Genomic DNA, 972 nt, shown 5'->3' with positions numbered 1-972 from the left:
ACTCTCGTGCCGCGCCGCCACATCACCCAACGCCAACCGCAACGCACCCCGATCCAACGACCCACTCAACCGCAGAGCCACCGGAATGTTGTACGCCGCACTCGGCCCCTCAAAACCATGCAAGAACCACAACCGCCGCTGCGCCAACGACAACGGCACCCGCACCGGCCGCTCCCGCACCGCACGCAACGGAATCCGACCGGCCCGCGCGCCGTCCAACACACCCACGAACTCCGCGACGGTGGGCGCCTCGAAGATCCGCCGCACCGCCACCTCAACGTTCAACACCGAACGCACCCGACTGACCAGCTTCGTCGCCAGCAGCGAATGCCCACCCAGAGCGAAGAAGTCATCGTCAATCGAGACAGACTCCAACCCCAGCACCTCGGCGAACACCCCACACAGCAGCTCCTCACGCGGCGACCGGGGAGCACGACCGCGCTCCGCCGCCCCACCCTCGTACGTCGGTACGGGCAGGGCCCGCCGGTTCACCTTGCCGTTCGCCGTCAACGGGAACTCATCCAGTACCACGATCGCCGACGGCACCATGTACGACGGCAGTCGATCCGCCAGCGCATCCCGTACGTCAGCCACCAGACTGACCCGCACCACGTCGGCCTCGCCCACACCCGCAGCCGGAATCACATAGGCGGTCAGTCGCTGGTCGCCCGGGACGTCCTCACGAACCATCACCACCGCACGACCCACCACCACCTGATCCACCAACGCTGCTTCGACCTCACCCAGTTCGATCCGGAAACCACGCACCTTCACCTGGTCATCAGCACGACCCACAAACTCCAACTCACCACCCACACCCCACCGCACCACATCACCCGTGCGATACATCCGCCCACCCACCGGACCAAACGGATCAGCCACAAACCGCTCCGCGGTCAAGTCGAACCGGCCCACATACCCCTGCGCAACACCCGCACCAGCGATATACAACTCACCCGACACACCCACCGG

Annotated in this window: 1 protein-coding gene; it reads right to left on the bottom strand. The window is 65.8% G+C overall.

Annotated elements, in window-relative coordinates; all coding sequences use genetic code 11:
* The coding region (locus AAHZ94_RS34550) for a phosphopantetheine-binding protein (protein ID WP_502964877.1) at positions 1-972 on the bottom strand (972 nt) is incomplete at both ends.

Source organism: Streptomyces sp. HSW2009 (assembly GCF_040240285.1).
Lineage (GTDB): Bacteria > Actinomycetota > Actinomycetes > Streptomycetales > Streptomycetaceae > Streptomyces.
The sequence above is the reverse complement of the archived record's forward strand: the minus strand, read 5'-3'. Positions and strand labels throughout refer to the sequence as shown.